The sequence below is a fragment of the Pseudoalteromonas denitrificans DSM 6059 genome (assembly GCF_900112265.1).
Taxonomy (GTDB): Bacteria; Pseudomonadota; Gammaproteobacteria; order Enterobacterales; family Alteromonadaceae; genus Pseudoalteromonas; species Pseudoalteromonas denitrificans.
On the sequence record NZ_FOLO01000102.1, the window covers coordinates 1 to 7,486 of the forward strand.

Sequence of the window (7,486 nt, forward strand, 5' to 3'; positions counted from 1 at the left end):
TAAAGGAACTCGATGTAGATTTGATTACAACAGTTCGAAAAAACATGAAGTCGAAAGCCATGTCAGCCTTCGATAGAGCCATGTTATCAAAGAGATACATCATTGAAACTATCAATGACCAGTTGAAAAATATATCTCAAATAGAACATAGCCGCCATCGCAGTGAAACAAGTTTCATGCTCAACTTGATATCTGGAATAGTGGCTTATTGCTTAAAGAAACAGAAGCCGTGTATAAAACTATCAGCAGATGTATTTGGTATGATGCCAGACTAATAAATGGCGATGCTTAACCAGATCTCAGGTTATTTAGCAATTAGTGATAAAAGCTTTATTAATGGCTGTTTATCAACGCCAACCAAATCAGAAGTTATGGTGCATAGCGACCACAGCCAATACGGCAGCGCTGATTATCTAGCGTTCATGAAAGAACATAACCTAGTACCATCGATAAGTCGAAGAGGAAATTGCCATGATAATGCTGTTGCTGAAAGCTTCTTTACGACGATCAAAAAACGCATAGTCAAAAAGAAGATATATACAACACGTAATGATGCGAAAGCTGAGATATTTAATTTTATAAAAATGTTCTCCAATCCTAAAAAGCGTCACTCACACACAGGCGGTATTTCACCAGCTAAGTTTGAGGAAGATTATTTTTCTGAATTAAAATCTGCCTAGTGAAATCTGGGAAGTCCACTTTTGGTCAAGAAGTAATTTCCGAATTAGATAATATTGTGACAGAAATGATAACGATATATATCGATTTATTAAGAACTTCTCACCATAATACTTTTACAATAAAGGCAAGTAAATAATTTGAAATCTAGAGGCATTTTTTAGCTGAAAATTTTAATTTATTTAGTATAAAGTTAAAATATCCAGCTAGATGAACACAAAATTTATTATATTCAAATTTTTATCGTCTATAAATAAACCCAAACATATTATTTTGTTTTTACTTTAGTAACGCCTAATAGTTGGATATTAATCGCTATAATTGGTTTATCCGTTACTACAAAATCGGCAATAACAACAGAGCTATCCTTATAATTAGTCGCACTTGCTTTCACACATAAACGAGTCGATTGCGTTAATTTCACTTCCGACAAATATATTTTCCAATCTGTTTTTGAATTACAGTCAAGAGGTTGAGGCAACATTTTAAAATAAAGGGTTGCTCCTGAAGTTTGTGTTTTTAGGGTAACTTTTTGCTCAACTTTAACAACGCCTCCATCGGGTATTATGGTTGGAGTGACTACTAAAGTTTGGTTAACATCAACCACGATACTACGCGGCTCAGAACAAATTGATCCTATGCAGGCTTTTATAAAATAAACATGTTTACCCGCTATATTGGGGATAGTTTGATATTGAGTTGCATCATCGATTGTTTCTAACAACGTTTTTTCGGCATTGTTGGGTTTTTGTACATATAGGTTATATGTCAAAGAACCAGAGGTGGCAGCAGGTTTATCCCACGATAAAAAGATGTGGTCACCTTGATTAACTGAGTTCTTTTCAGAAGTGAAATTTAATACCGGACCTAACATAATTACAGCCACTTCAGTATTACGCAGTTCAGAACAAACTAAGCCTTTGCACGCTTTTATAAAATAAACATGTTTACCCGCTATATTGGGGATAGTTTGATATTGAGTTGCATCATCGATTGTTTCTAACAACGTTTTTTCGGCATTGTTGGGTTTTTGTACATATAGGCTATATGTCAAAGAGCCAGAGGTGGCAGCAGGTTTATCCCACGATAGAAAGATGTGTTCACCTTGATTAACTGAGTTCTTTTCAGAAGTGAAATTTAATACCGGACCTAACTTAATTACGGTTACTTTAGTATTGCGCAGTTCTGAACAAACGAACCCTATGCACGCTTTTATAAAATAAATATGTTTACCCGCTTTATTGGGAGTGAGCTGATACTGAGTTGCATTATCGATTGTTTCTAACAATATTTTTTCTGCACTGTCGGGTTTTTGTACATATAGTTTATAAGCCAAAGAACCAAAGGTATTAGCAGGTTTATCCCATGATAGTAAGATGTGTTCACCTTGATATACTGTATTACTTTCAGAAATGAAATTTAATACCGGACCTAGCTCAATCACAGCGATCTGGAATGTTTTTTGTTCACCACAATCTAATTGTCGATTACACGCTTCTAATACCAAAGTATAAATACCCGGATTATCAAAAGAAATTTGATAATTTGACGCGTTTACTTGGCTTAATAGGTTTTGAGTATTTTGATCTTTATCTATTAGTATCAAATTAACACTAGTTTCAAAATCTGCAACTTTCTTCACCATCCATTGAATAGTGATATTTTGACTTGTATTGACTTGATTTTGTTCTGGATAAAAGTTAATAATTTCAGGCAAAGGCTCCCACAATAGCGGTGTCGTTATTTTTTTATCACTATAACTAGAGCACTTTCCTTCATTAGTACAGGCCCTAGTTTGAAACTCTAAAGGGTAACCTCGGGGCAAAGTATCTTTAAAAACAAAACTTAAATCCGTGATTTTATCTTTTAAAAATATCTGTTGAGTGTTTTTGTTCACAAGGACATCGTAATAATCTACTTTTTGTACTTCACCTACAGGATTACTCCAAGAGATAGTGATCAAGTTATCTTTTGCGTGATTTAAATTTAAAATAGGGGTTCTAGGTGCAGGCCAAGGAAGTGGGGTACTGCCCTTTTTTTCAGTATAAGCAGAGCACTCTCCTTCATTGGTACAAGCCCTAACTTGGAATGTGAGGTATTGCCCTCGAGGCAAGGAGTCATTAAATATTAGGCTTAAATCAGTTAATTTTTCTTTCGTAAATATAGTATCTCCATTTTTGCTCACAAGCACATCATAATAACCCACTCTTTGCTCAACATTGGCCAATTCTCTCCAGGAAAAAGAGATATTATTATATTTACCATGGTCTAACTGAGTAACTGGAGGTTGAGGTGGGCCCCAGAGTAAAGGGGTTGTCATCTGTTTTTCACTGTAAAAGGAACATCCTCCTTCATTAGTACAAGCTCTAACCTGAAAAGCCAGGGGGTTAGCCCGTGGTAAACTGTCATTAAATACCATGCTTAAGCCAGTGATTTTCTCTTTCTTAAATACAGGTTCATCATTTCTGGTAATAAGCAGATTATAATAATCCACTTTTTGCTCAACATTGGCCAATTCTCTCCAGGAAAAAGAGATTTTATTATACTGGCCATGCTCTAACATTGTGATTGGTGTGGCAGGAGGGCCCCAAGGCAAAGGCGTTGTTACCTTTGGCGAACTATAATCAGAGCAATGAGTGCTATTCGCGCAGGCTCTGACTTGAAAAGTCAAAGGGTTATTTCTTGGCAAATTATCATTAAATATTTGTGATAAACCTGTGAGGTTATCATTATAAATCTGACGTTCATTATCACTGACCACATACTGGTAATAATTTGCATGTACGACTTCAGGCCATGAAAGATTAATAATATTATATTGGCCATGATTGAGCTTAACTTCAGGTATTGGTGGCACTGGTGTCAGTGTCACTTTAATCGCAGACATCAATGGATTTGAACAGGTTTGTATATTACTTTGGCGAACACAAGCAAAAACTCTAAATTGATAATGACCACTTTCAGGGGGAATAAATTCAAACTCAGACCCATTACTTACTAATGCAAGGATCCAGTTACCAACTTGGTCTAGGTACTCTAATCGATAAAAAGTGGGTAAAAAAAGTTTATCAACCTGAGTAAAGGTTATTTTTGCTAGGCCTATGCCAGCATTTACTTGTATTTTAGTGGGTGTATTAAGTTTCCCGATAACCTTACTGGCTTGACTCCAACTTGAACAATAACTCTCTTCAATGGTTTCAGTACAAGCTGCCACGCGGTATCTATATCTATGATTTAACTCTGATGTAATAATAAAACTTCGTGCATTCACTTTAGCGTGTAATAATTGCCAGGGCCCGCCATCAATCGCCTGCTGAATACGGTAAAAGCCAACATTTTCCGATTGCCAACTAAGTTGAGTTAAACTATTTTTCTGATTAATTTCTAATGCGTTGGGTACATCTATATCAAATAGTTCATCCTCAACAATATAACCGACAACACCTTCTAACCAGTCTACTTTATCGGCAAATACTACTGATGAAAAAAGCCAGCTTACTAGTAATATTATATTTCTAAACATGAATATTCACTTATAGGTACGAATTTTTTATTAAGTTTTAAGGTTCTTTTAGAATAAAAAAAACCAAACTGATTTCAGTAGATTGACTATTACTTGTTTTTTTTACCAAGTAGGTACTGGAAACCAGCGGTTCGAGATGCTCCAGTGCTGTAAGGTCGTATATACCCCTCTGTTATCCAAACCTCTAAACTGTTTTCAAAATAAACTCCTTTGCCTTGAGATACCACATCGACGGGTTTTAGTATTTGTCTGAAATTACTTCTATCAAATTGTTTTGTTAAACCAAATAAAAAACGACTACTTTCGTTTTGTTTTTTTAACGTAAACTTAGTATTGATATCGTCAATAATAACTTCAACCACAGTTTTGTCACTTTGATCATTTGCATAAGTTTCAGGTGTCAAAATAGATGTTAACCACCCACTGCCATCGATATGACCAATAAGTCTCCTTCCTGAGAAAGAAAGATTAAATTTTCCAAGAGAACTACCGAACTCTTGAACCCAAAAATCTTGGCTACTTGGAGCGGCCCCTGAAGTAGAGTTGATATAAATCCCTATGTTTGGATTCATGTTTATTTCCATCGCTTGGGATAATATAGTATCTATTTGCTCGGATTCTTGGTTATTCAAACCAGATGTAGCAATAGTCACCCCTTTTGCACTTTCTATACCGTCGATATGATTACAATCACCACTACTTTCAATACTGATAGCTTGTTTTGCTGCCATGGCGGTTACTAATAAAGCATATAAAGCACGTCCGGTTCTATTATTTAATGATACGGTCCACTGCTCGGCGTTGGCCGTTTTGGCGCAACTGGGTGTACTTGTTTTTATTTTATCCGTGCTAAAGTAAACAACCTCATCAATAACATTAAGATAAGTAATATTCCCCATAGCAGTGGCGTTAAAAGACAATACGTGACTGGTTAGAAACAAAAAAACAAACCAAGTGGATTTCATAGGGTATCTCAATATAGGAATTTATTTTAGACAAATAAAATATGTCATAAGGTAAGTCAGTTAGTTTTCCTAACATATAAATACTTTTATCTTACTGTTTTTATTTCAAAAATTGGATGTTAGCTAAAAATAAGAAACAAAACAAGAAGATTAGAACAAATTAAATTCGAAATTAGAGTAAAATTTATTTTACCTAATGTCAGTGGAACTAATTATTTTCAAATATTAGCTTTCACAAAGAGACAAGGCATAGTATCGCAAATAATATTTCAAATGATTGCTATCAAATAAACTGTGGTATTAGATTTTAGACACTTGTGACTTCCGGTTTGTAAACAGAATATGCCAGTTATTTATGCCATATCCTGTTTTAAGAGTGATTTAGTTTTATTATGCGAGAATTTTTATTAGAATTAAACACCCAATCAAACTTGGTTTTTATGGGTATTCAGTGATATTAAGGCGAGGGTCAAACAATTTCACTAACTTAACTCAGCATAAATACGTTAGAATAGACGGCTATTGTATTAGCTTTGAGCCCTTTATATTAATGAGCACCATCACAACGCCTGCAAACTTTACTGAACTTGGCCTTATTCCACCTTTATTAGCACGATTAATTGAACTGGAATATCAGCAGCCTACACCCATTCAAGCGCAAGCTATCCCAAGTGTATTGTCTGGGCGTGATTTAATTGCAGGGGCAAATACAGGGTCTGGTAAAACGGCCACTTTTGCATTGCCCCTATTGCAAAAAATACAGGCGCAACAACTTTTTCAGCAATCCCACTGTGAAAAACAATTGAATAGTAAAAACAGTAAAGGTAACTATGTATCTGGACTGATTTTGGTGCCCACTCGTGAGCTAGCTAAGCAAGTCGCTGATAGTATTAAATCTTATTCGGTTCATTTTAACGGTGCGATTAAAACACTTGCTGTATTTGGTGGTGTATCAGTCAATACGCAAATGCTTGCATTACGTGGTGGCACAGATGTGTTAGTTGCAACACCTGGACGATTACTCGATTTAATTTCAAGTAATGCTATTAAGCTTGATAGAGTAGAAATTTTAGTGCTTGATGAAGCCGATCGCATGTTAAGTCTTGGTTTTACTGAAGAGTTAACACAATTGTTAGCGTTAATGCCAAAGAAAAAACAAACTTTGTTATTTTCAGCGACCTTTCCTGATCAAGTACAAGCTTTAACTCAGAAGCTGCTTAATGATCCTGTTGAAATACAAGTGCAAAGTGCTGATACTAGCACCTTAGTACAGCGTGTGTTTACCGTTAATAAAGGACAAAAAACAGCTTTATTAGCACATTTAGTTAAAAAACATCAATGGCAACAAGCGCTTATTTTTGTTAATGCAAAAAAGAGCTGTAAACATTTAGCAGATAAACTTGCCAAACGTGGCATTAGTGCTGAAGTATTTCATGGCGATAAAGGACAGGGAGCACGTAATCGTGTATTAGATGCATTTAAGGCAGGAGAGATTGAAGTATTAATTGCAACAGATATTGCTGCCCGTGGCCTAGATATCGAAAAACTGCCTGTTGTGATTAACTTCGACTTACCAAGAAGCCCATCAGACTACATGCATCGTATAGGTCGTAGTGGTCGTGCTGGTGAAGTAGGCTTAGCATTATCACTTATCGATCATGAAGATTATCATCATTTTAAAATAATCGAAAAGAAGAATAAGATAAGGCTCGAACGTGAAGAAGTTGAGGGTTTTGAAATTGCAGAAATTATCGCAGATGTATATTTAGACGCAGGTAAACCTATGGCAAAGCCTGAAGGCAGTGGTAAGAAAAATCGTAAAAAGACAGCAACAGAAGACTCTGATGTTTGGTTGAAAAAGTTTTAACTAAAATATTAGCTGCATTAATAAAGCTAAATTTTTAACAACAACTTAAGTTAGCATTGTTCATTGGGTTTAACCGTTGAATCCGAAATTTAAATAACATCAAAGTAATTTATTACACCCAGTATCACTAGGGGCTGTTGATCTTTCACATTGGCAGCCAAATCATTGCACACGCCAGTGCTAGCATACTTTCAAACTGTAACTTTAATTTATCATATCTTGTAGCTATAGCACGGAAGTGTTTCAGTCTTGCAAATGCATTTTCAACTAAGTGCCTATATTTATATAAGCACCAATCTATATCTCCATTACCCGTTTTTGAGTTCTGCTTTCTGGGGATCACAGGGCTTGAATTTCTCTCTCGAACTTTATTTCTAATCGCTTCACTATCATAGCCTTTATCCGCGATAACAAAATCACCTTGAGGCAATAATTCAATCAACTCATTTGCTA

At 35.5% G+C, this 7,486-nt stretch carries 6 protein-coding genes; 3 read left to right on the forward strand and 3 right to left on the reverse strand.

The annotated features are described in order from the left end of the window. Both BM088_RS26545 and BM088_RS26550 read left to right on the forward strand, forming a co-directional pair. Positions 1–275: transposase (locus tag BM088_RS26545; protein ID WP_218156544.1), on the forward strand; the 275-nt coding region annotated here is incomplete at its 5' end. A gap of 3 nt (positions 276–278) precedes the next feature. Beyond that, on the forward strand, positions 279–680 hold the full coding sequence (locus BM088_RS26550; protein WP_091991909.1) for an IS3 family transposase: 402 nt from the start codon (positions 279–281) through the stop codon (positions 678–680). A 266-nt stretch (positions 681–946) separates the two neighbouring features. On the opposite strand, the gene BM088_RS26555 is transcribed toward BM088_RS26550, so the two are convergent. Then, positions 947–4,201, reverse strand: coding sequence for a fibronectin type III domain-containing protein (locus BM088_RS26555; RefSeq protein WP_091991911.1), 3,255 nt, complete (start codon positions 4,199–4,201; stop codon positions 947–949). Between the two features lie 89 nt (positions 4,202–4,290). Next, positions 4,291–5,166: a hypothetical protein gene (locus tag BM088_RS26560; protein ID WP_091991913.1), complete on the reverse strand. Its 876-nt coding sequence runs from the start codon at positions 5,164–5,166 to the stop codon at positions 4,291–4,293. A gap of 550 nt (positions 5,167–5,716) precedes the next feature. Here BM088_RS26560 and BM088_RS26565 point away from each other — a divergent pair. Beyond that, positions 5,717–7,033 carry a DEAD/DEAH box helicase gene (locus BM088_RS26565; protein WP_091991914.1) on the forward strand — a complete coding sequence of 439 codons (1,317 nt, stop codon included), beginning with the start codon at positions 5,717–5,719 and terminating at the stop codon, positions 7,031–7,033. A 145-nt stretch (positions 7,034–7,178) separates the two neighbouring features. On the opposite strand, the gene BM088_RS26570 is transcribed toward BM088_RS26565, so the two are convergent. Further along, on the reverse strand, positions 7,179–7,486 hold a 308-nt coding region (locus BM088_RS26570), incomplete at its 5' end, for a transposase (protein WP_143085102.1).

Excerpts from the sequence above, each read along its gene's own strand:
- BM088_RS26550 (WP_091991909.1), top strand. The coding sequence starts at position 279 with ATGGCGATGCTTAACCAGATCTCAGGTTATTTAGCAATTAGTGATAAA.
- BM088_RS26555 (WP_091991911.1), bottom strand. The coding sequence starts at position 4,201 with ATGTTTAGAAATATAATATTACTAGTAAGCTGGCTTTTTTCATCAGTA.
- BM088_RS26560 (WP_091991913.1), bottom strand. The coding sequence starts at position 5,166 with ATGAAATCCACTTGGTTTGTTTTTTTGTTTCTAACCAGTCACGTATTG.
- BM088_RS26565 (WP_091991914.1), top strand. The coding sequence starts at position 5,717 with ATGAGCACCATCACAACGCCTGCAAACTTTACTGAACTTGGCCTTATT.